Source organism: Hoeflea sp. Naph1 (assembly GCF_046837775.1).
Taxonomy (GTDB): domain Bacteria; phylum Pseudomonadota; class Alphaproteobacteria; order Rhizobiales; family Rhizobiaceae; genus Hoeflea.
In genome coordinates, this window is record NZ_CP177286.1 from 4,424,225 (window position 1) to 4,446,861 (window position 22,637).

Below are 22,637 nucleotides of genomic sequence, written 5' to 3' on the forward strand. Positions count from 1 at the left end.
ATGGCGCGCGCTGTTTCAACCCGACGCAAACTCTTCGTCACGCTTCTCGCCTGGTCGATCGGTATTGCAATCTTCTTCCCCATCCTGTGGACGTTCCTGACCAGCTTCAAGACCGAAGCCGAGGCCATCGCGTCCCCGCCGTCCTTGTTCTTTTTTGACTGGACCACGGAAAACTACGCCGAGGTAAACTCACGCTCGAATTACGGCCTCCACTTCGCCAATTCGGTGATCATCTCGCTGGGCTCCACCCTGCTCGGTCTGCTGATTGCCATTCCGGCGGCCTGGTCGATGGCCTTCGTACCCGGCAAACGGACCAAGGACATCCTGATGTGGATGCTGTCGACCAAGATGCTGCCCCCCGTCGGTGTCCTGATCCCGATTTATCTGATGTTCCGCGACACCGGTCTGCTCGATTCGCGCCTGGGCCTGGTGATCGTGCTGACGCTGATCAACCTGCCGATCATCGTCTGGATGCTCTACACCTACTTCAAGGAAATCCCGGTCGACATTCTTGAGGCAGCGCGGATGGACGGCGCGGCCCTGTGGTCGGAGATCATCTATGTGCTGACCCCGATGGCGGTCCCCGGTATTGCGTCGACTCTGCTGCTCAATGTCATCTTGGCCTGGAACGAAGCTTTCTGGACCCTCAATCTGACGGCTGCGAAAGCGGCTCCTCTGACCGCCTTCATCGCCAGCTACTCAAGCCCGGAAGGCCTGTTTTACGCCAAGCTGTCGGCGGCTTCGACAATGGCGATCGCACCCATCCTCATTCTCGGTTGGTTCAGCCAGAAACAACTCGTCCGCGGCCTGACCTTCGGCGCGGTGAAATAGGAAAACAACCATGGGACATATCGCACTCAAGAAAGTTACCAAGAGCTTCGGCACCACCAAGGTGATTCCGCCGCTTGATCTGGAAATCAACGACGGTGAATTTGTTGTGTTCGTCGGCCCATCCGGTTGCGGCAAGTCAACGCTGCTGCGCCTGATTGCCGGTCTCGAGGATGTCTCGGGCGGCACCATCGAAATCAACGGCAACGACGCGACCAGCATCCCGCCGGCCAAGCGCGGCCTTGCGATGGTGTTCCAGTCCTATGCGCTCTATCCGCATATGTCGGTGCGCAAGAACATCGGCTTCCCGTTGAAAATGGCAGGCCTCGACAAGGCTGCGGCCGACAAGAAGGTCGAAGACGCCGCTTCCGTGCTCAACCTAACCGACTATCTCGAGCGGCGGCCGGGCCAACTTTCGGGCGGCCAGCGCCAGCGCGTGGCGATCGGCCGGGCGATTGTCCGCGAACCCGACGCCTTCCTGTTCGATGAACCGCTGTCCAATCTCGATGCCGCGCTGCGCGTCAACATGCGGCTTGAGATCAGCGAACTCCACAACAGCCTCAAGACCACGATGATCTACGTCACCCACGACCAGGTCGAAGCCATGACCATGGCCGACAAGATCGTCGTGCTCAGAGCCGGTTACATCGAGCAGGTAGGTTCGCCGCTGGAGCTTTACCGGTCGCCGGCCAATCTGTTTGTCGCCAGTTTCATCGGCTCGCCGAAAATGAATTTCATCGAGGGCAAGGACGCCGAAGCCCACGGCGCCCACACCATCGGCGTTCGTCCGGAACATGTCAGTGTCTCCAAGACCGAAGGCCTGTGGAAGGGCAAGGTCGGTGTCTCCGAGCATCTAGGCTCCGACACCTTCCTGCGGGTGGCCGTTGACGGATTTGAGCCGATGACCATCCGCGCCGATGGTGAAGTCGACATCTATCATGGCGACACCGTCTACATGTCTCCCGACCCAACCAAGATCTACAAATTCGATGCCGCCGGACAGGCGCTCTGATGACACGCCTTGCAGGCAAGTCGGCCATGATTACCGGCGCTGCACGCGGCATTGGCCGAGCGTTCGCCGAGCGCTATGTCGCCGAAGGTGCTCAGGTTGCCATCGCCGATATCGATCTCGAGCGGGCATCGCAAACCGCCCGACAGATCGGCGATCAGGCCTTTGCCGTGCATCTCGATGTCACCAATCAGGCCTCCATCGACGCTGCCGTCGAGACCGTGACTGAGCACACCGGCGGAATCGACATTCTCATCAACAACGCCGCCCTTTTCGATCTGGCGCCGATTGTCGAAATCACGCGCGAAAGTTTCGACCGGCTGTTTGCGATCAATGTTGCCGGCACGTTGTTCACCATGCAGGCCGTCGCCAGAACGATGATCGCCCGCGGCAAGGGCGGCAAGATCATCAACATGGCAAGCCAGGCCGGTCGCCGCGGTGAAGCGCTGGTCGGCGTCTACTGCGCCACCAAGGCGGCCGTCATCAGCCTGACCCAGTCCGCCGGTCTCGACCTGATCAGACACGGCATCAACGTCAACGCCATCGCTCCCGGCGTGGTCGATGGCGAGCACTGGGACGGTGTCGACGCGCTGTTTGCCCGCTACGAGAACCTCGCCCCCGGGGAAAAGAAACGAATGGTAGGCGAGGCCGTCCCCTATGGGCGGATGGGCACCGCCGAAGATCTGACCGGCATGGCCGTTTTTCTGGCCACCGCCGACGCCGACTACATCGTCGCCCAGACCTACAATGTCGATGGCGGGAACTGGATGAGCTGATGCCCGAAACACCCCCGACCACCACCGCTGTCTTTCCGCTTGCCGAGAAATCGCTGAGCTCACTGCCCGGCAATGTGCGCATACCCAACTATGACCGCACGACGCTCAGCCCCGGCGTGCTGCATGTCGGTATCGGCAATTTCCATCGCGCCCATCAGGCAAGCTATTTTCATCGCCTGTTCGAACTGGGCCAGGACCATGACTGGGCCATCATTGGTGCCGGGGTGATGCAATTCGATGCCGCCATGCGCCAGAAGCTGGCCGTGCAGGATTGGCTGACCACAATCGTCGAACTTGATCCCGAAGGCTACAAGGCCAGCGTGATCGGCTCGATGATTGACTTCGTTGCCATTGATCCAGGCCAGTTGATTGTTGCGATGACGGATCCGCAGATCCGCATCGTCTCGCTGACGGTAACCGAGGGCGGCTATTTTCTCAGTGCCGAAACCGGCGGGTTCGATCCAACCCATCCGGCAATCATCCGCGATGCCGCAGCGCCCGGGCAGCCGCAGACCGTGTTTGGCGTGATCATCGCCGCGCTGAAGGCACGTCACGAGGCTGGCTTAGCTGCGTTCACCGTCATGTCCTGCGACAACCTTCCCGAAAACGGCCATGTCGCCCGCGCCACGGTACTGGGCCTGGCGCATATGGCGGATCCAGAGTTTGCCGAATGGATCGCTGCCAATGTGGCGTTTCCAAACTCGATGGTCGATTGCATCACCCCGGCAACCGGGCCGCGCGAAATCGATCTGGTGCGCACGACCTTCGGCATCGAGGACGCGGCCCCGGTCGTCTGCGAGCCGTTCCGGCAATGGGTGATGGAAGACAACTTTCCGCAAGGCCGACCGTCACTGGAAAAGATCGGCGTCGAATTCGTCGCCAATGTCGCGCCTTATGAGCTGATGAAACTGCGGATTCTCAATGGGGGGCATGCAGCGATTGCCTACGCCGCCGCGTTGCTTGGACATCATTATGTCCACGACGCCATGGCTGACCCGCTTGTTGCAGGTTTTCTGGCCAAGCTGACGAAGGACGAGATCCTGCCAACGGTTCCGGCCATTCCCGGCGTCAGCATGGACGACTACGTGACGACCGTCGCCAGGCGCTTTTCCAACGCCGCACTGGGCGACACCATCCCCAGGCTTTGCCTCGACGGCTCCAACCGGCAACCGAAATTCATACTGCCAACAATCGAGGCGCGGCTGGCAGCCGGCCAGCCGGTCAACGGGCTGGCGCTGGAAGTGGCGCTATGGTGTCACTATTGCTCCGGCCGCCGCGATGACGGCTCGACAATCGAACTGATCGACCCGAATGCCGCCCGGTTGCGCGAGCGCGCACTTGCCGCGCGCGATCATCCGGGCGCATTCTTGCAGATGCCGGACATTTTTGGCGCCCTCGCCGAAGCGCCGGTCTTTGTCGACGCCTTCGAAGTGGCACTTTTGAGTCTTCAAAAGCAAGGCACCAAGTCCGTTTTGACCAGCTACCTGGCCACCTGAGCGGCAGCCTGATCCGGCTCTGCCACGATCAACCGCACCTCATGCGCCTCGAGCGCAGCTGCAATCTTCTCATCCGCCGGCTCGTCCGTCAGCAGATGGCCGACGGCCTCAAACCCGGTCACCAGAACCAGACCGCGGCGCCCGAACTTGGTGTGATCCGTCACCACGTAACTGCGCTCACCACGGGTCAGCATCATCCGTGCGAACTCGGCTTCCTCCAGATCATGATCCATCACGCCGCTGGCGGCGTCGATGGCGCCGGCGGAGATGATCGAATGCGTGACCGAGAATTTGGAGATGAACTCGATCGCCGACACGCCGAAGGCAGCACCAGAATCGCTCCTGAGTTCACCGCCGGCCATATAGACCTTGTTGCCGTTCACGGTCGCCAGCGTGCGGGCGATGTCGGAGGAATTGGTTACCACCGTCAGCCGCCGGTGGCCGAGTAATTCGCGGGCAACGAAACTCGTTGTGGTGCCGGTATCAAGCATCACTGAATCGCCATCCTGAATGAACCGCGCCATCTCGCGGGCGATACGGCGTTTGCTGCCGGCATTCTCGCGCATGCGCCGCTGAAACGGCGCTTCGCCGACCTGGCCCGCCAGCCCGACCGCGCCGTGAATCCTCAGAACCGATCCGTTATCGGTCAGCGGTCGCACATCACGCCGCACCGTTTCCAGCGAGACGCCAAGCCGGGATGCCAGTTCCGAGATGGTGAGCGTTCCCTCGTCGGCCAGCATCCGCATTATTTCCGTGTGGCGTTTGGACAGCATTGAAAACCACCTTTTTGCTGCCTGTTTTCTAGGCGGGAACTGCCCGAAAATCAAACAAGACCACATCATACGGGCATCAAAGCAAAAAAACACCACAGAATTGATTGACAAGGCCCGGGTCCTGGTATGGGATTAGTCGGTCAATAAACCACGCACGGATGCGCTGCCGCCGACCGCGACATGGTCGAGATAACAAAAGCGCCGGAATGCGGGAACCAACAGGGTGAACAGGAGGCTCGACATGCATTCAGCCAATCTCATATTCGGCCGGACAATCAGGCAATTGACCGCAGCGCTCGTCATCACGGGCGCATCGTGTCTAAGCCTTCAGGCCAGCGCCACCGCGCAAGAATCCACCGATCCGATCAAGCTCACGCTGCACGACTGGACCGGTCAGTTGATTACCACCAACATCATGGGCGAAGTGCTCAAGAAGGCCGGCTATTCGATCGAATATGTCCAGGCCGATTATCTCGCCCAGTTCGCAGGGCTGCAAACCGGCGACCTCCATATCGCCATGGAAATGTGGGAAACTACCGGCCGCGATGCCATGGACGCAGCCACCGCCACCGGCAAGGTTGAAGTCTTCGGCCCTACCGGCATGAAGGCCAAGGAAGAATGGTGGTATCCCGAATACATGAAGGAAAAATGCCCCGGCCTGCCCGATTGGGAGGCGCTGAAGGATGCTGCCTGCGCCGAAGCATTTTCGACTGCGGAAACCGCGCCCAAGGGCCGTTATCTCGGTGGCCCGGTGACCTGGGGCGGGTTTGACGACGAGCGCGTCGAAGCCCTGGACCTGCCGTTTGAGGTGATTCACGCCGGCACCGACGCCGCCTTGTTCGCCGAGCTTGAAAGCGCCTATCAACGCAAGGCGCCGATCATGCTCTGGATCTACGCGCCGCATTGGGCGCCAGCCAAGTTCAAGGGCGAATGGGTCGAGTTCCCCGAATATACAGCCGAATGCTATCAGGATCCGGCCTGGGGGCTGAACACCGACGCTACCTATGACTGCGGCAAGCCGTTCGGCGAAATCTGGAAGGTTGGCTGGGCCGGCCTCAAGGACAAATGGCCTGGCGCCCACAAGGCCATCACCGCGTTCAACATCGGCAATGACGAGATGGGCGCCATGATCACCAAGGTCGATCTTGAGGGCACGAGCGTGGAAGATGTGGTGGGCGAATGGATGACCACCAACGAAGCCCGCTGGTCCGGCTGGATCAAGTAAAATGCGCGCCGCCCGACAGGCTCGATGAGCCGATGGGCGCCTGCGGAGTTCGGCGCCCGGGCAGCCATGTCCGGGTGCCAACTGGCCGCCGCCCGATCAGGCCCTCCACGGGGTTTGGCCAATCCGCGTTGCCGGCCTCCCATTTGACCATTTCACGCTCGGCAGAGATTGCATGACCATTCCTGAAACCAAGCTTGTCTGCCGCAATGTCTGGAAGCTGTTTGGCGCAGATGCCACCAGCTTTCTGGCCAACCACGACGGCAAGCCCGATGCCGCATCAATTGCCGAGGCCGGACTTGTTGGCGCTGTTCGGCAGGTCGACCTCGATGTCCGGGAGGGCGAGATCTTTGTCATCATGGGGCTGTCGGGCTCCGGCAAATCGACGCTGGTGCGGCTGATGTCGCGGTTGATCGAGCCCACCGGTGGCGACATTCTTTTCAAGGGCGAAAACCTGCTCGCGGCCTCTCACGCCCGGATGATCGAAATCCGCCGTCACCAGATGGGGATGGTGTTTCAGCATTTTGCGCTGTTGCCGCACCTCACCGTGCTCGACAATGTTGCCTTTCCGCTCGACATCCAGGGCATGAACCGGGCGCAACGTCAGGCTCGTGCCCGCGAGATGATCGAGCTTGTCGGCCTTGGTGGCAAGGAAAGCGCCTTTCCGCGCCAGCTCTCGGGCGGCCAGCAGCAGCGCGTCGGCATCGCCCGCTCGCTCGCCGTGGAACCCGAAATCTGGTTTCTCGACGAGCCTTTCTCCGCACTCGATCCCTTGATACGCAGGGAAATGCAGGACGAATTCATGCGGCTGCAAACCGTGCTGCGCAAGACCATCGTCTTCATCACCCATGATTTTGACGAGGCCATCCGGCTGGCTGACCGGATCGCCATCATGAAGGATGGCGAGATCGTCCAGGCCGGCACGCCCGAAGATATCGTGCTTACACCTGCTACCTCCTATGTCGCCGAATTCACTCGCAACGTGGCACGCGCCAAAGTCGTGCGCACGCAGAGCCTGATGGGGCCGCCAGCAGGCCACCAGCCCGGCGAACCGACCGTTTCTTCCCGCATCAACATCGCCGAGGCGGCACCGTTGTTCGTTGATGGTGTCACCCATCTCGCAGTCGTTGACGAACAGGGCAAGCTCATTGGTCGGCTCGACCGCGACGCCGTTGTCGACATGATGTTGAAGGGCTGACCATGGCAACGCCAGGCATCCCCCTGTCCCCCGCCCCGGCTGCACATGAGTTGCCGCACCAGGCCCGCGCTCTGCCCTGGCCATGGATCGGAGCGCTTGTTCTCTTTGTCGGTTTCTGGCAATTCGCCAGATCAGTGACGCCCTTCGCGTTTGAATATCCCAAGGCCTATGTGGTGCCGCTGGCACGCTGGATCAGCGCCTCGATGAAATGGCTGATCAATGAGGCGACCTTCGGCCTGTTCAGCTTTACCGACCTCACCCGCTTTATCTCCGCTGTGCTTGATGTCCCCTATACCATTGCGCTCAGCCTGTTATCGACCGGGATGCTCGAGGGCAGCGGATCGTCGGCGGTGCAGATCCTCCCGCCCTTGCCCTGGGTCGCCGTCATTGGACTGGTGATGCTGCTCGGCCATTGGCTCGGCGGCTTGCGGCTGGCCTTGCTTTCGGGCGGCTGCTTTGTCTTTCTGGCGATCTTCGGGCAATGGACCAGCGCCATGGTCACGCTGGTCTCGATCCTCGTCGCCGCCCCGCTCGGCGTGATCTTCGGGTTGCTGTTCGGCATCGCCGCCTGGCGCTGGCGCTGGGTCGAGCGCATCATCACCCCGATGCTCGACCTGATGCAGACCATCCCGGTGTTTGCCTATCTCGTGCCCGTGCTGTTCCTGTTCGGCTTCGGCCCCACCGCCGCAGTGATCGCCACCCTGATCTTCGCTACGCCGCCGATGACCCGGATTGCCATATTGGCGCTGCGCGCAGTTCCTTCCGAGATCATTGATCTGGGCAACATGGTTGGCTGCACCGAGCGTCAGATGACCTGGCGAGTGATGGTGCCGGCGGCGCGCGAAAGCCTGATGGTAGGGATGAACCAGGTGATCATGCTGTCGCTCAACATGGTCATCATCGCCTCGATGATCGGAGCAGGCGGTCTCGGCTTCGATGTATTGGCAGCGCTTCGCAGGCTTGATTTCGGCGCCGGCCTGGAAGCCGGTTTCGCCATTGTCGCCCTCGCCATCGCCATGGACCGTCTCAGTCAGGCAGCCGCCGAACGGCTTTCCGAACCGGCTTCAGAAGGCACCACGCGGACAAGTCTGATCGCCCGCCACCCCTATTTGGTAGCAGCCACGGTGCTGGTTCTGGTCACCTCTGCACTGAGCTTTGTGGTTCCCGGTATCCGCAGCTATCCCGAAGCATTTGAAATCTCCACCGGCACTTTCTGGTCGGAAGTCGTAGCCTGGATCAACATCAATTATTTCGACACACTTGAAGCCATCAAGAACGTCATGCTCCTCAATGTGCTGATCCCATTCAAGCGGTTCTTGGGCGACCTTCCTTGGCTTGGCGTCACGTTGTTTCTGTCATTTTCGGGCTATCGGCTCGGCGGCTGGCGGTTGGCGCTGCTGACCGGTGCCCTGCCGCTTTTCATCGCCGTCACCGGGCAATGGGAAAAGGCCATGATCACGGTCTATCTCTGCGGAATTTCCGCCATTCTCGCAGCCCTGATCGGCATCCCCATCGGTATTTTCGCCGCCACCCGCGATCGTGTCTGGTCGTGGGTGCAGGTCGCCATCGATACGCTGCAGACCTTGCCGAGCTTTGTCTATCTGATGCCGGCCGTGATGCTGTTCAGGGTTGGCGATTTCACCGCGATGATCGCGGTCGTCGCCTTCGCCATCGCCCCGGCGATCCGCTACACCGCGCTCGGCATTCGCAAGGTCGATCCGAAACTGATCGAGGCCGGGCGGGCCATGGGCTGCACCGAGTGGCAGATTCTCACCCGCATACGGCTGAAACTGGCCTTGCCCGAGATCATGCTCGGCCTCAACCAGACCATCATGTTCGCGCTGGCGATGCTGGTCATCACCGCGCTGGTGGGAACCAGGGATCTGGGCCAGGAAGTCTATATCGCGCTGACCAAGGCAGACACCGGTAGGGGCCTCGTTGCCGGCCTGTCGATTGCGGCCATTGCCATTGTCGCCGACCGCCTGATTTCAGCCGGCGCCAACCACGCCCGCCGCCGCCTTGGTCTGGAGTAACCCATGTCCGATCTCGCCACCTTCGACAAGATCCGCGCCCTGCCCTGCTTCTCGGGCGCAATCGAGATTGAACCATTGACCGGCGGCCTCAGTAACGAAAGCTGGCTCGTCAGTGACGCCGCGGGCCGCCATGTGGTCCGCCTTGGCAGGGACTTTCCATTCCATCACGTCGACCGCCGTCGCGAGGTGATGACCGCCCGCGCGGCCCATGCCGCAGGCTTTGCCCCGCGGGTCGAATATGCCGAGCCCGGCATCATGGTCTCGGCCTTTCTCGATGCCCGGACCTTTACGGCGGAAGACGTGCGCGCCAATGCCGGGCGCGTCGGCCGTCTGGTCCGGGATTTCCACCGGCAGATGCCGGCCCATATCGAGGGCGCGGGCTTCATGTTCTGGGTGTTTCACGTCATTCGCGATTACGCGCGCACGCTTGCGGCCGGCGGCTCGCGGATGGCCGACCGGCTGCCCGGATGGCTCGACCTGTCGGACCGGCTCGAGGCCGTGCAGGTACCGTTGCCGATCGTGTTTGCGCACAACGACCTGTTGCCGGCCAATTTCCTCGATGACGGAGACCGGCTGTGGCTGATCGATTTCGAATATGCCGGCTTTTCCACCGCGATGTTCGACATTGCAGGTGCCGCTTCCAATGCCGGCATGAACGAAGACCAGGCCGCAGCCCTGTTCCAGACCGCGCTGGGCCGCGCACCGGATGCGGCGCTGAAACAATCGTTCGACGCCATGCAATGCGCGTCGCTGCTGCGCGAAACGCTGTGGAGCCTGGTCTCCGAACTCTATCTCGATGCACCCGGCGCCGATTACCGAACCTATACCGCCGAGAATCTCGCCAGCCTTGAAGCCGCTGTCGAGCACTACCTCATGACCCACGGAAAGACATCACCATGACCCTCCCAGACCGGGCTCAAATCGTCGTCATCGGCGGCGGTATCATCGGTTGCTCCACCGCCTATCATCTGGCGCGCGACCACAAGGCCGACGTGGTGCTGCTCGAACAGGGGCAACTGACCTCCGGCTCGACCTGGCACGCCGCCGGGCTGGTCGGACAGCTGCGCTCATCAGCCTCGATCACCAAGGTGCTGAAATATTCGGTCGATCTCTACAAGCGGCTGGATCAGGAAACCGGGCTGGAAACCGGCTGGAAGATGTCGGGCTGCCTCAGGCTCGCCACCAACCAGGATCGCTGGACCGAGTACCGTCGGCTGGCGACCACCGCGCAAAGCTTCGGCATGGACATGCACCTGCTCTCGCCGCAGGAAGCCAAGGCGATGTTTCCGCTGATGGAAGTCGACGATCTGATCGGCGCCAGCTGGCTGCCGACCGATGGTCAGGCGAGCCCGTCAGACATCACCCAGTCGCTGGCCAAGGGCGCGCGCATGCATGGTGCCAAGATCCACGAGAACGTGCGTGTCACCGGCTTTGACATCGAGGATGGCACGATTCGCGCGGTCAAAACCGACAAGGGCGACATTACCTGTGACAAGGTAGTCAACTGCGCCGGTCAATGGGCTCGCCAGATCGGCGTAATGGCCGGCATCAACGTGCCGCTGCAGCCGGTCAAGCACCAATATGTCATCACCGACCGGATCGACGGTCTGTCAAGCGACGCTCCGACCATCCGCGATCCCGATCGCCGCACCTATTTCAAGGAGGAAGTCGGAGGCCTCTCCTTCGGCGGCTACGAGCCCAACCCCCAGGGCTGGACCATGGACGATGTTCCCAATGACTGGGAGTTCCGCCTGTTCGACGATGATTACGATCATTTCGAGCAGCACATGACCCAGGCAATGGCCCGGATTCCGGCGCTCCGCCATGTCGGTGTCAAGCAGATGATCAACGGGCCGGAAAGCTTCACGCCCGACGGCAACTTCATCCTTGGTGCGGCACCAGAATGCGACAACATGTTTGTCGGTGCCGGCTTTAATGCATTCGGCATCGCCGCCGGCGGCGGCGCCGGCTGGGTGCTGGCCCAATGGGTAATCGACGGCGAGGCGCCGCTTGATCTTTGGGTGGTCGATATCCGCCGCTTCTCCGACATGCACCGCGACCGCCAATGGGTCAACGACCGCACGCTCGAAGCCTATGGCAAGCACTACGAGATCGGCTTTCCCCATGTCGAATATGAATCCGGCCGGCCGCGGATCGTCTCGCCGCTCTATCAACGGCTCAAGCAACACCGTGCCGTGTTTGGCTCGAAGCTCGGCTGGGAGCGCCCCAACTGGTTTGCGCCCGACGGCATGGACGCACGTGACATTCCCTCGATGGGACGCCAGAACTGGTTTGACGCAGTCGGCGACGAGCACCGCCATGTGCGCGAGAAAGTCGGCATTTTCGATCAGTCATCCTTCGCCAAATACGAAGTCTCGGGCAAGGACGCGCTGACCGCGCTCAGCCATATCTGCGCCAACGACGTGAGCAAGCCGGTGGGGCGGTTGACCTACACCCAATTGCTCAACAGCCGCGGCGGCATCGAGGCGGATCTGACGGTCGCGCGCATTGACGATGACCGCTTCTACATCGTCACCGGCACCGGCTTCCGCACCCATGACCTGGCCTGGATCCGCGACCATCTGCCCGATGGCGCCGATATCCGGATCGACGACATCACCGAAGCCTACGGCACCCTGTCGCTGATGGGGCCGCATGCCCGCGACGTTCTTGAACAACTGACCGAAGTCGACGTCTCCAACGCCGCATTCCCGTTTGGCCATGTCCGCGACATCACCATCGGAGGTCACTCGGTCCGCGCCCTGCGTGTCACCTATGTCGGCGAACTGGGCTGGGAGCTGCATATTCCGATTGCTGCCATCGGCGAGGTGTTCGACGCGCTGATGCAGGCAGGCAGCCGCTGGGAAATCCGCCCGATCGGCTACCGCGCACTGGAATCGCTGCGGCTCGAAAAGGGATATCGCGCCTGGGGATCCGACATCACCCCCAACGACACGCCCTATGAGGCCGGTCTCGGCTGGGCGGTGCAACGCAATTCCAACACCGGCTTTGTCGGCCAGGAGGCGCTCACCGCCATCGCCGGCCAGCCATTGACCAAACGCTTTGCCGGTTTCGTTATCGATGATCCCGATGCGGTGCTGGTCGGTCGCGAAACCATTCTGCGCAATGGCGAACCTGTCGGCTACCTCACCTCCGGCGGCTACGGCTACACCATCGGCAAGAGCATCGGTTATGGCTATGTCCGCAATGAAGCAGGCGTTTCCGACGCCTTTCTGGCCGATGGCGACTATGAACTGGTAATCGCGCTCGACCGTGTGCAGGCCCGGATCGGTATGAAACCGTTTGTCGACCCTGCCAATGCCAAGGTGAAGTCCTGAGCCGCGAAGACGCGGTCAGGCAACCCTGAGCACGATGCAGCGGCTCGGCGTGGTGCCAGCTTCGCCGGGCATCGACACATAGGGGCCGGTGTCATCGATCAGTGTGCAGAGCCCCTCGCTCTCAAGCGCTGCTACCCGCTGCGCAAAGCCTGCCTGCCACAGGACGTCCTTGACGGTGAGCACGATCGCCCCTCCCTGCTTACAGATCCGCAACAAATCATCCAGCCCCTCGGCGCCGACATGACCGGAGGTAAACACCCCTGCCGAGATGATCGCCGCAAAATGGTTGTCGGCGAACGGCAACCGGCTACCCAGCGCCGCCTGATGCAGCGCTGCATACACGCCCTTGCGCTCAGCCACCGCCAGCATGCCTTCGGAAATGTCGAGCGCCTCGACATGAGCGTAGCCGGTAATCCCCAGCCACTCGCCGATCAGTCCGGTGCCCGCGCCTGCATCCAGCAGCGGCTGCGCGTTCTTCGGCACATACCGCGACAGCAGCGCCAGCGAGATCGCCGGGTGGCGATAGCCGACCAGCGACATGTCGTCATCATATTTCTCCGCCCAGGCATCATAGACCCGCGCCACGTCCTCCGGCCTTTTGGCCTGATAGACCGCGCCCAGACGTTTCGTCTTGTCTTCTGCCGTCATGTTCCGCTCCGCTGTTGATGGCTTAAGGGCGACCATAGCCATGACTGGTGCTTTGTGGAACTCTAGCCTCTTGAATCGACATGAAAAGGAGACTTCCCGCCATGACCGATGAAATCGAAAGCCGGCTGCGCGCCAGCTTGCCAGACATTCCTGAACTCGCCGGTTACACCGGTCCGGTCGAGCGTCTGGGCGGGCTCACCAATCTTGTCTTCCGGGTCGGCGACACCTGCGTCAGGCTGCCCGGTGACGGCACCGAGGAATACATCAACCGCGCCCACGAGGCAGAGGCGGCGCATGCCGCAGCCGCAGCCGGGGTCAGCCCAGAAGTTATTTACGCCGATCCCACCACCGGCGTGATGGCCACCCGCTTCATCGACGGGGCCATAACCATGACCCCCGAAGGCTTTGGCAAAGACCTCGGTGCCGTCCGCCGCGCCGGTGAAGCCTTCCGCACCCTCCATACCTCCAGCGCCCGCTTTCCCTTCACCTTCGAACTTTTCGCCATGATCGACGAGTATCTGGCGATTCTGGCGACCAAGGATGTGACGTTGCCCGACGGCTATCACGACGTTGTCAGCGAGGCGCAGACCGTCAGACAGGCCTTGGCGCGCAACCCGGTCGAACTCGTCGCCTGTCATTGCGATCCGCTGTGCGAGAATTTTCTCGATACCGGCGAGCGCATCTTCATCGTCGACTGGGAGTATTCGGGCATGAACAACCCGATGTGGGATCTTGGCGACCTGTCGGTCGAGGGCGGCTTCGACGCCAATCAGGACCAGGCACTGCTTGAGGCTTATTTCGGCGGCCCACCGCCCGCCGCCGACCAGGCGCGCATGATCATCTACAAGGCGATGTGTGACCTGTTGTGGACCTTGTGGGGGCTGATCCAGCTTGCCAGCAACAACCCCGCCGAGGATTTCCGCGCCTATGCCGACGGGCGCTTTTCACGCTGCAAGGCACTGATGGCGACACCCGAGTTCGCGCAAAGCCTGACGACGCTGCAAGATGCCTGAGCACCTGCACGGTCTCCGTTCCGTTTCCCCATAGCCATCCCTGCTGGCGTTTTTCTTGCGCCACCGGCCAACCGATCAAAAGGGTGCAACCTATCGGGTTCGAGTGCCCTTTCCGTATCTCAGGGACAAAACCTGCAAAAACCTTCGGGAACCATATTTGGGGTTCGGCGTTGATGGGCAAGGCCGAAGCATGGTGCTGGCCTGCCATTTTTGAGGGGAATATCAATGCACGGAATCATTTATCTCGTCGGCCTGGTGGTCGTGGTTATGTTCATCCTGTCGCTGCTTGGCTTGCGGTAAGAATATGGAGCCGACAGTCGAAAAAACTGTGCTGGTCCATTCGGATAATTTGCCGCAAGGCCAATCCTATCTCGAATGGGGCGCAGTATGGGGCGGTAGCGTAGTTGCTATGGCCACATCCACTGTTCTTGTCCAATTCGGCGGGGCCTCCGGGCTCGCGCTCGGCGATCCGATGCTTGCCTCTGGCGATCCCTCCTGGCAGGTGCTGGTTGCCAGTCTCTGGCTGTTCGTGGCGGCTCTCGCCAGTTCGGCAGGTGGTGGCTATATCGCAGGCCGCATGCGCAGCCGCTGGTCCGATGCCGCCAAATCGGAAGTCGAATTCCGCGATGGCGTTCACGGCCTGTCGGTTTGGGCTGTTTCGACGCTTGCCGTCGCGGCCTTTGCCGCCATCACCGCAGCGCTCGCAGCTGCCGGTGTAGATCCCGCAGCAACCGCTGCGGAAGTGCCGACCAATGTCGCCGAATATACGCGGACGATCACCGTCGTTTACGGCTTTGCAACGGGTGCTGCCGCAGCCCTTGGCGCTGGTGCTGCATGGTGGTTCGCAAGCCTCGGCGGCAGCCACCGCGACGAGGGAACCGATGTCCATTTATTGACACCGGGCTTCCTCAGAGTTTCGCGATAATTCGCGCCACCTCTCACCCCGAGTAGAAAGAGGGCCGCCCCGGGGCGGCCCTCTTCATGTGTGCATGGAGAGAACTTACTTCATAGCAGCCTTGACGCTGGCAACATCCGCCGCCGTCATCTGGCCACTGGTGACCACCTCGCCGTCCTTGATCTGCCAGAGCCGGAACGGGCCGGAAATGTCGCCATACTGGTCAAATGACACATTGCCGATCACGCCCTGATAGTTGATCGCCTTGCCTTCCTTGATCAGCGCCAGCGCCTTCTTGAACTCTTCCGGTCCTGCCGAAATCACTTCGCCTTCCGGATCGACCACGGAGCGGATCGCGTCGCGGATCGCATCCGGCTCGGCCTTGCCTGCCTTGGCCACGGCCAGACCGACAATCGCGCCCGCATCATAAGACCGGTCAGCAGCCGGCGCTGACGGCGCGATGCCGCCCGAGAATGCTTCGTAATTGGCATAGAAATATTTGGTCGAATCCGTCTCGGTGGTGCCCGACGATGTGCCGTACGCACCTTCAAGATAATTGGCGCCAACGGCTTCGATGAAGTCGGTGGAATTCATGCCGTCATTCAGAAGAAATTTCTGCGGCCCGCCCTGGCTGATCCAGGCCCGCGCCACCGTTGCCCCGTCGACCGGATAGCTGATCAGATACAATGCTTCCGGAGCTCCATCCATCGCCGCGGTAACCTCAGCGCTGTAGTTGGGCTGGTTCTCGTTGTAAGGTGTCGTCGAGGTGATCTCGCCGCCAAGTGCTTCGTAAGATGCCGAGAATTCGCGCATCATGTTGAGCCCGAAATCATTGTTGACGTGAATGATGGCGAGCTTCTTCAGCCCTGAATCGATCGCGTATTTGGCCGCGGCAATGCCCTGCAGCGCATCCGACGTGATGGTGCGGAAGAAATAGCCGCCGGTCTTGCCGTCACGGCTGAGCTGGGTCAGCGTCGGGCTCGAGGACGCGGGCGAAACCTGCACCACGCCTGCCGCGGCAGTCACCGAGGTCAGGATCGGAATCGACACCGACGAGATGATGCCGCCGATGACAACCGGAACCTGCTTGATGTTGACCAGCTGTGTGGCCTGGTCGACGGCGACATTGCCCTGGCTCTGGCTGTCGCGGGTGTCGGTCACCAGATCACAGCCAAGCACTCCGCCGGCCTCATTGATGTCACGAAACGCCATTTCCACTGATTTGGCGCCGGCTTGCCCATAGGCGCCGGCCGGGCCGGTCAGTTCCATCACCATGCCGATGGTGACTTCGCAGGCCTGTGTTGTCAGCGCGGTGGCGCCGAGCATGGCCATCGCAAGGCCGGTAATCCTGATCATGTTCATTTCGCGTTCTCCTTGTTATCGGGCCTCTCTCGCCCCTTATTATTCGGTCGCAATCCAGGTTTCCTGGAGTTGCCGCCAGACAACTCCTTCCGGCGCCTCTGCGTCGGCGCTGAACAGGGCAGAAGAACGACGCACCGATTTTTGGCCATCGATCACCTGATGTTCATCGTAGATCACCAGCACAGCATCGTCGCCGATCTGCCGCGCTTCGATCAATTCCACGGTAATTTCGAAATCCGCCGCACGCTTGCCACGCGCCCCGCGCAGCATTGTCCTGACCTGGTCAGCATCAATCATACTGCCATCCGGCTCGATCATGCGCATGTCAGGAGCAAAGGCCCGGGCCGAGACGTCCATCTCTGCTTCCGGCGCCCGCCCGGTGAACCATTCGGCAAAAAACCTGTGCCGATTGATGACTTCAGCCTTGGCGCGTTCGATCAGATCCACCGGTTCAATGCCCCTGTTTGTTGAGATTGTATTTCATCACCAACCCGTGCTTGCCGTTGCGGTCGCGCTCGAGCCCGTAGACATCACCCGGCACCGATTTGGCGCGTGACAATACCAGCTTGATTTGCCCGAAATCTTCCGCCGTCAATGCCAGATCGGTAATGCCGAGATTGCGCACGAGATGGCTGCGGTTGCGCGCACCGACGATCACCGCGGCGACGCCGGGACGCTCCAATACGGCTCGGCTCGCCACCGAGGCGATGTCGCAGTTGTGCCGCCGGGCGATTGCCGCCAGTACGCCGAGCAGGTCCTGGAACAATTCCCAGCCGCCGAACTCGTCGACAATCAGCTTGTATTTGGCCAGCGACCGGTTTTCGAACGGAGCCGCTGGCTCCTGCGCGCCCAGCCAGCGTTCCGAAAACAGCCCTCCGGCCACCGAGCCGTAGCACAACAGGCTAACGTTAGAGGCAGCCGCCAGTGCCGCCATCGCCCGCGCAGGGCGATCATCAATCAGCGAATATTGCACCTGCATCGACACCATCGGAACGCCGGCATCGAGCATCCTTTGAAGCTGACGGGTATCGAAATTGGTGCCGCCGATATTGGCGATCTTGCCCTGCTGGCGCAACTCAGCGAGCCAGCTTGCCACTTCCACCTGGCGGTCGATCTCGTAGTCCCACCAGTGAAACTGCACCAGATCAAGCCGCTCCATCCCGAGCCGCGACAGCGAAGTTTCGATGGCATGGACGACATCGGCGCGCGTCAGACTCGCCAGATTGCCGAGATCCGGCACGAATTTGGTATGTACCTTGATACGGGTCAGCGCCTCGGCACCGCGTGCCCGCACATAGGTTCTACGGAATTCACCGATCAGCGCTTCGACGCCGGTATAGATATCGGCGCAATCGAATGTGGTAATGCCCGCGTCGGCAAAAGCAATCATGTCCTCGATACCGGTCTCGCGGTCGACCGTGCCATGGCCGCCGGCCAGTTGCCAACCGCCCTTGATGACGCGCGAAATACGGTGCCCGGGGGCCAGCTCAACGTGCCGCATGATCATCTCCCAAGGGAACCGCGGTGGTGTCGGAATGATTGAAGCGGCGCAATTTGGTGCGTGTAATCTTCAGCCGCGACGGGCAATGTGGATCCGGACAGGCAATTTCCGCATCGGTCGACATCCAGTCATTGGCGTCACTCGGCCGCTGCTTGGCAGCCAGCAACGGCAGCACCGAAGCCAGCGAATAAATCGAAATTCCCTGTCCTGGCGGCAGATGCAGCATCTCGCCGCGCAGTTCGAAATAATCGCCGACATTGGCGCCGCACCAGATTTTTGCACCTTCGGGCGCGACAACCTCGACCTTCAGGTCCCACAGCTCGAATCCCTCGTCGGTGCTCATGTTGCAGCTCCGTTCTCGGCAACCCAGAACGCCGGGTCAGCCCGTTCAAGTATGGCAAAAGCCTGGTTGATATCGGCCACCAGTTCACGCGACACCCGCTCCGCGTCACCGGCGGCAATCGCCGCCAATATGCCGCGATGGTGCAACGTCGCCGCGGAATCGGTCAGCGGTTGGTGAAGCCGCGCTGCAGCCCGGACATAGGGCCCCGCCTGCATCCAGAGGCTTTCGACAACCGGCATCAGGACCGGCGAACCGGCAGCCTGGTAAAGCTGGAAATGGAATGCATGATTGAGACTGGCGATTTCCCGCGCATCGTGGGTCGCATCATATTCAGTGGTCAGCGCGTCAAGCCGGGCAATATCGTCCGGCGTCAGTTTTGGCAGTGCCAACGCCGCCAGCTGTCCCTCGATCAACGCTCGCGCCCGGGCGATGTCGCGTGCCCGTTCCAGCGTGATCAGCGGCACCCGCACCCGGCGGTTGGCCATCGCTTCGAGCGCCCGCTCGGATACCAGCCGGGCCAGCGCTTCACGCACCGGCATTGAACTAACCGACATCCGATGAGCGATATCGCCGGTCAGGAAGATCTCGCCTGCGTCAAACCGACCCTGGATCAGAGAATCGCGCAGCTGTCGGTAAATCCGGTCCTGCACGGTTTCGCGCGTCACTGGCGAGAGCTGATCAAGCCCGCGTCGATCCATCTTCGAGGTGGTCTGAATGTTCATTCCGACACTGCCCGCCTCCGCCAATTGGATCTTTACTTTAGGCATCAAGCATGCTCCTGTAAACGATAAATGATAGTTGATCAACTTTGGCAGGATTGATGATCGAAACCGACCGGGCCCCGATTCTCAGCGCTTGCGGTGTCACCAAGTCCTTTGGGGGGCTGCGGGTCGTCGATGACATGTCAATCGACCTGGTGGCGGCAGAAATCCTCGGCATCATCGGTCCCAATGGAGCGGGAAAATCCACCCTGTTCAATCTGCTGGCCGGCGCCGTGCCGCTCGATCAAGGCTCCATTTTTTTGGCCGGACGTGATCTCAGCCGCGCCCGCCCCGAAGCCCGGATCAAGGCCGGGCTCGGCCGTACCTTCCAGATCCCGCGCCCATTTCCGCGCATGACCGTGCTGGAAAACGTCATGACTGCGGCACAAAACCAGCTCGGCGAAAGCCTCGTCTCGGCGCTGATCGCACCGCGCCGGGTGATGCGCGAAGAACAGGCCAACGCGAGCCGCGCCCGTGACCTGCTCGATTTCGTCTCGCTTTCCCATCTCGAGGATCAACCCGCCTCGGTGCTGTCGGGCGGGCAGCGCAAACTGCTCGAACTGGCTCGCGTGCTGATGGCCGAGCCACGGGTTATCCTGCTCGACGAGCCCGCTGCCGGGGTCAATCCCGCGCTTCTCGATCTCATCATCGACCGGATAGCAGCGATCAATGAGCTTGGCATTGCCGTGCTGCTGATCGAGCACAACATGGAAATGATCGCCCGACTGTGTCCGCGGGTCATCGTCATGGCCGCCGGCAAGTCGCTGGCCGAAGGCGCCCCCGCCGACATCACACGGCGCGCCGATGTGATCGATGTCTATCTCGAAGGCATGCCGGCATGAGCGCGCTTGCCGCCAGCGATCTCAGCGCTGGCTATGATCCGGATCTCGCCATCGTCAAGGGTGTGAGCTTTTCCGTGCCCAAGGGCGAAGCGGTTTGCATCCTCGGTCCCAACGGCGCCGGCAAATCCACCATGATCAAGGCCATGGCGGGCCTGGTGCCGTGTTTTGGCGGAAAAGTTCACTTGGGTGAGACCGATGTGACCGGGCTTTCGCCACATATCATGGTGCGCCGGGGCCTGGGCTTCGTGCCGCAGACCGACAACATCTTCACCCTCCTGACAATCCTCGAAAATCTGCAGATCGCCGCACAATTGCTGCCGCGCGCCGATCGCGCCGGACGGATCGAAGCGATGCTCGCCATGTTTCCCGATCTCGGCGACCGCCCCGGCGAACTCGCCGGCGCGCTCTCGGGCGGACAACGGCAGATGCTGGCCGCAGCCCGCGCCCTGCTCACCGAGCCCGACGTGCTTATGCTCGATGAACCATCCGCGGGGCTTTCTCCCAAACTCGTGGCACAGGTATTCGACACCTTGCGCCGCATCTCCGAAGCCGGTGTCACGCTGGTGCTGGTCGAGCAGAATGTCCGCGCGGCGCTTTCCCTGGCCAGCCGCGCACTGGTGCTGGTCGACGGGCAACTCGCCCATGACGGCCCCTCTGCAGCCCTGCATGACGGTAAGTTGCTGGGCGGCCTGTTCCTCGGCCATCGTACAGCGGAGGCATCGCAATGAACCCGCAAGCGCTCATCGACGGGCTGATATCGGGCTCGACCATCGGACTCGGCGCCATCGGCCTGACGCTGGCCTACTCGATCCTGCGCTTTGCCAATTTCACCCATGGCGACTTCCTCGCTTGGGGCGCTTATTTCACACTGACGATCGCCGGTCTTCTCGGCGGACTTCTGACCGGCCTCGGCGCGCCGGTTTATCCGTTCAGTTTTGGCTGGGGGCTGCCGCTCGCAGTTCTGGGCGGCGCCACCCTGACGGTTTTGCTGGCGCTGGGGCTCGACAAGGTCCTGTTCGGGCGGCTGCGTGCCCGCGGCGCCGATGCCATCATCGTCGTCATGGCAAGTTTCGGCGCCTCAATGGCGCTGCGCTCGCTGCTTGAATTCATCTACACCGCCAAACCTGCCTATTTCACCAATGCGCTGCAGATCGCCAAGCCGCTGGGGCTTGGCATGCGCGCCACGCCCGACCAGTTGCTGGTGATCGGGCTTACCGGGGTTCTGGTGCTGGGCCTGCATCTGCTGGTCACCCGCAGCGCCACGGGCCGCGCAATGCGCGCCGTTTCCGAAAGCCCCAGCCTCGCTTTCGTCTACGGCATCGATGTCGGCCAGGTAATCCGCATTACCTGGATCATCGGCGCCGGCCTTGCCTGCATTGCCGGCGTGATGGCTGGTCTCTTGGTCCAGATCAGACCCTATATGGGTTTTGACCTGTTGCTGCCGCTGTTTGCTGCGGCCATTCTCGGCGGTATCGGCTCGATCCCCGGCGCCATGCTCGGCGGCCTCATCATCGGCCTTGCCGAAGCTTCCGCCGTCCAGATCATCGGTGCAGAATGGCGCGCGGCAGTCTCCTTCATCATCCTCGTGGCGGTGCTGATGCTGCGCCCGCAGGGCCTGTTCGGCCAGAAGGCGGCCTAATGGAAATCATCGCCTACGCCGCCTTCTTCCTGACCATCGCCATGACTTATGCGATCATCTGCCTGGGCCTCAACGTGCAATGGGGCCAGACCGGCCTCTTCAATGTCGGCATCGCCGGTTTTGTCGGTCTCGGCGCCTATGTCTCTGCGGCGCTCACCACGCCCGACGCAGCCGAACGGATTGGCGGCTTCGAACTGCCGATCGCCATCGGCTGGGTCGCTGCGATGGCAGCGGGCGGCGTACTGGCGCTCGCCGTCGGCATGCTGACACTGAGAATGCGCTCCGATTATCTGGCGATCACCACTTTCGGCATCGCCGTGGCGCTGCAACTCGTGTTCCAGAACACCGAGAGCCTGACCGGCGGCGCTTTTGGCATGGCCTTCATCCCGCGCCCGTTCGCCGCCCTACAGGGACAGGCGTCAGCCTTCAATCTGGCCAACCTGGCCGTCACACTGGCCGTGGTGCTGGCCATCTACCTGTTGCTCGAACATCTGCTGCGCAGCCCCTGGGGCCGTGCGCTGCGTGCGGTTCGCGAAGACGAAATCGCCGCCCAGGCGCTGGGCAAGAACCCTGTCCTCCTGCGGATCCAGGCATTTGCGCTTGGTGGTGCAATCATGGCGCTGGCCGGCGCCGTCCAGGCTCATTTCATCGGCTTCATCGCGCCCGGCAATTATCTGCCGATGATGACATTCCAGGTCTGGGCGATGCTGATCGTCGGCGGCTCCGGCAACAACCGCGGCGCCGTGCTCGGCGCGGTGCTGGTCTGGGCCATCTGGGCATTGTCGGGGGCACTGATCTCCGAGGTGTTCCCGGCCGATCAGCAGGCCCGCGCAGCCTCCCTGCAGATTGTCGTCATCGGCGTCATGCTGTGCCTCATTCTTCTCTGGCGGCCACAGGGCATCCTGCCCGAAGTCCGCTCCGTCTCGCGTCACCTTGGACGCCGCAACAAGGACATCTGAC

The 22,637-nt window shown here is 61.7% G+C and carries 22 protein-coding genes; 15 read left to right on the forward strand and 7 right to left on the reverse strand.

The annotated features are described in order from the left end of the window. From ACK6D9_RS21205 to ACK6D9_RS21220, 4 genes are read left to right on the forward strand one after another with little or no spacing between them, the layout of a single operon-like run. Positions 1-831, forward strand: a complete 831-nt coding sequence (locus tag ACK6D9_RS21205; RefSeq protein WP_267654011.1) for a carbohydrate ABC transporter permease — start codon at positions 1-3, stop codon at positions 829-831. Between the two features lie 10 nt (positions 832-841). Then, entirely contained in the window at positions 842-1,840 is a 999-nt protein-coding gene (locus tag ACK6D9_RS21210) for an ABC transporter ATP-binding protein (RefSeq protein WP_412050003.1), read from the forward strand. Beyond that, a complete protein-coding gene (locus tag ACK6D9_RS21215) occupies positions 1,840-2,613 on the forward strand; it encodes an L-iditol 2-dehydrogenase (RefSeq protein ID WP_412050004.1) in 774 nt (257 codons plus the stop codon). Before ACK6D9_RS21210 ends, ACK6D9_RS21215 begins: the two co-directional genes overlap by 1 nt. Next, positions 2,613-4,109, forward strand: a complete 1,497-nt coding sequence (locus tag ACK6D9_RS21220) for a mannitol dehydrogenase family protein (protein ID WP_412050005.1) — start codon at positions 2,613-2,615, stop codon at positions 4,107-4,109. The genes ACK6D9_RS21215 and ACK6D9_RS21220 overlap by 1 nt, the downstream gene beginning before the upstream one ends. Here ACK6D9_RS21220 and ACK6D9_RS21225 read toward each other — a convergent pair. Then, positions 4,094-4,882 carry a DeoR/GlpR family DNA-binding transcription regulator gene (locus ACK6D9_RS21225; RefSeq protein WP_412050006.1) on the reverse strand — a complete coding sequence of 263 codons (789 nt, stop codon included), beginning with the start codon at positions 4,880-4,882 and terminating at the stop codon, positions 4,094-4,096. The genes ACK6D9_RS21220 and ACK6D9_RS21225 overlap by 16 nt on opposite strands. A gap of 241 nt (positions 4,883-5,123) precedes the next feature. Between ACK6D9_RS21225 and ACK6D9_RS21230 the strand changes: the two genes are divergently transcribed. The 5 genes from ACK6D9_RS21230 (at position 5,124) to ACK6D9_RS21250 (ending at position 12,673) form a co-directional block, all read left to right on the forward strand. Beyond that, positions 5,124-6,107, forward strand: coding sequence for an ABC transporter substrate-binding protein (locus ACK6D9_RS21230; RefSeq protein ID WP_412050007.1), 984 nt, complete (start codon positions 5,124-5,126; stop codon positions 6,105-6,107). Between the two features lie 172 nt (positions 6,108-6,279). Continuing rightward, entirely contained in the window at positions 6,280-7,302 is a 1,023-nt protein-coding gene (locus ACK6D9_RS21235) for a quaternary amine ABC transporter ATP-binding protein (RefSeq protein ID WP_267654017.1), read from the forward strand. 2 nt (positions 7,303-7,304) lie between these two features. Beyond that, positions 7,305-9,335, forward strand: coding sequence for an ABC transporter permease (locus ACK6D9_RS21240; RefSeq protein ID WP_412050008.1), 2,031 nt, complete (start codon positions 7,305-7,307; stop codon positions 9,333-9,335). A 3-nt stretch (positions 9,336-9,338) separates the two neighbouring features. After that, the gene (locus ACK6D9_RS21245) at positions 9,339-10,235 is read left to right on the forward strand and encodes a phosphotransferase (protein WP_412050009.1); all 897 of its coding nucleotides are present in this window, start codon (positions 9,339-9,341) and stop codon (positions 10,233-10,235) included. After that, positions 10,232-12,673: a GcvT family protein gene (locus tag ACK6D9_RS21250; RefSeq protein WP_412050010.1), complete on the forward strand. Its 2,442-nt coding sequence runs from the start codon at positions 10,232-10,234 to the stop codon at positions 12,671-12,673. The genes ACK6D9_RS21245 and ACK6D9_RS21250 overlap by 4 nt, the downstream gene beginning before the upstream one ends. Before the next feature lie 15 nt (positions 12,674-12,688). On the opposite strand, the gene ACK6D9_RS21255 is transcribed toward ACK6D9_RS21250, so the two are convergent. Then, on the reverse strand, positions 12,689-13,321 hold the full coding sequence (locus ACK6D9_RS21255) for a class I SAM-dependent DNA methyltransferase (RefSeq protein WP_412050011.1): 633 nt from the start codon (positions 13,319-13,321) through the stop codon (positions 12,689-12,691). A 101-nt stretch (positions 13,322-13,422) separates the two neighbouring features. On the opposite strand from ACK6D9_RS21255, the gene ACK6D9_RS21260 reads away from it, so the two are divergent. Together ACK6D9_RS21260 and ACK6D9_RS21265 are read left to right on the forward strand one after the other, a co-directional pair. Further along, positions 13,423-14,334, forward strand: a complete 912-nt coding sequence (locus ACK6D9_RS21260; RefSeq protein WP_412050012.1) for a phosphotransferase — start codon at positions 13,423-13,425, stop codon at positions 14,332-14,334. A 409-nt stretch (positions 14,335-14,743) separates the two neighbouring features. After that, a complete protein-coding gene (locus ACK6D9_RS21265; protein WP_412050013.1) occupies positions 14,744-15,259 on the forward strand; it encodes a hypothetical protein in 516 nt (171 codons plus the stop codon). Positions 15,260-15,334: 75 nt separating this feature from the next. Here the strand turns inward: ACK6D9_RS21265 and ACK6D9_RS21270 are convergent, their stop codons facing one another. Genes ACK6D9_RS21270 through ACK6D9_RS21290 form a run of 5 tightly spaced genes read right to left on the reverse strand, consistent with a single transcriptional unit; the run spans position 15,335 to position 19,202 of the window. Then, a complete protein-coding gene (locus ACK6D9_RS21270) occupies positions 15,335-16,591 on the reverse strand; it encodes an ABC transporter substrate-binding protein (protein ID WP_412050014.1) in 1,257 nt (418 codons plus the stop codon). Between the two features lie 39 nt (positions 16,592-16,630). Continuing rightward, positions 16,631-17,038 (reverse strand): DUF4440 domain-containing protein, encoded by a 408-nt coding sequence (locus tag ACK6D9_RS21275; protein WP_412050015.1) that lies wholly within the window; start codon positions 17,036-17,038, stop codon positions 16,631-16,633. Between the two features lie 4 nt (positions 17,039-17,042). Then, positions 17,043-18,092: an aldo/keto reductase gene (locus ACK6D9_RS21280; protein ID WP_412050016.1), complete on the reverse strand. Its 1,050-nt coding sequence runs from the start codon at positions 18,090-18,092 to the stop codon at positions 17,043-17,045. Next, on the reverse strand, positions 18,079-18,435 hold the full coding sequence (locus ACK6D9_RS21285) for a TIGR04076 family protein (protein WP_412050017.1): 357 nt from the start codon (positions 18,433-18,435) through the stop codon (positions 18,079-18,081). The genes ACK6D9_RS21280 and ACK6D9_RS21285 overlap by 14 nt, the downstream gene beginning before the upstream one ends. Then, positions 18,432-19,202: a GntR family transcriptional regulator gene (locus ACK6D9_RS21290; protein WP_412050018.1), complete on the reverse strand. Its 771-nt coding sequence runs from the start codon at positions 19,200-19,202 to the stop codon at positions 18,432-18,434. The genes ACK6D9_RS21285 and ACK6D9_RS21290 overlap by 4 nt, the downstream gene beginning before the upstream one ends. Positions 19,203-19,255: 53 nt before the next feature. On the opposite strand from ACK6D9_RS21290, the gene ACK6D9_RS21295 reads away from it, so the two are divergent. From ACK6D9_RS21295 to ACK6D9_RS21310, 4 genes are read left to right on the forward strand one after another with little or no spacing between them, the layout of a single operon-like run. After that, a complete protein-coding gene (locus tag ACK6D9_RS21295; protein ID WP_412050019.1) occupies positions 19,256-20,038 on the forward strand; it encodes an ABC transporter ATP-binding protein in 783 nt (260 codons plus the stop codon). After that, positions 20,035-20,766, forward strand: coding sequence for an ABC transporter ATP-binding protein (locus tag ACK6D9_RS21300; protein WP_412050020.1), 732 nt, complete (start codon positions 20,035-20,037; stop codon positions 20,764-20,766). The genes ACK6D9_RS21295 and ACK6D9_RS21300 overlap by 4 nt, the downstream gene beginning before the upstream one ends. Beyond that, on the forward strand, positions 20,763-21,677 hold the full coding sequence (locus ACK6D9_RS21305) for a branched-chain amino acid ABC transporter permease (RefSeq protein ID WP_412050021.1): 915 nt from the start codon (positions 20,763-20,765) through the stop codon (positions 21,675-21,677). Before ACK6D9_RS21300 ends, ACK6D9_RS21305 begins: the two co-directional genes overlap by 4 nt. Further along, positions 21,677-22,636 carry a branched-chain amino acid ABC transporter permease gene (locus ACK6D9_RS21310; protein WP_412050022.1) on the forward strand — a complete coding sequence of 320 codons (960 nt, stop codon included), beginning with the start codon at positions 21,677-21,679 and terminating at the stop codon, positions 22,634-22,636. The genes ACK6D9_RS21305 and ACK6D9_RS21310 overlap by 1 nt, the downstream gene beginning before the upstream one ends. Position 22,637 lies beyond the last annotated feature (1 nt).